1 pseudogene is annotated in these 243 nt (G+C 31.3%); it reads right to left on the minus strand.

What is annotated here, in order from left to right:
- A pseudogene (locus tag AWV70_RS23270) lies at positions 1 to 243 on the minus strand (plasmid recombination protein); the annotation flags it as partial.

Consider the following 243-nt stretch of genomic DNA (forward strand, 5'->3'; position numbering starts at 1 on the left):
TTTAATATATTTTTTAAATGTGTTTTTAACTTTTCATTATCTTGAGCAGCAGTAACCAACTTTTTATAATCTGTTCTTAAAATGATTACATTTTCAGTTGGCTTTCTTTCTGTCTTTGTTATTTCCTTACCTAAACCAAACAGAGCTTTCTCGCCATTCGGCACTTCAATATTTTTCATTTGTCGTCTCACTGGAACTATTAAATCAGACTCCACTCTTTCGCTATATCCAGTCAATTCATCT

Origin of the sequence: Sporosarcina koreensis, from assembly GCF_001531445.1 — a bacterium.
GTDB lineage: Bacteria > Bacillota > Bacilli > Bacillales_A > Planococcaceae > Sporosarcina > Sporosarcina koreensis_C.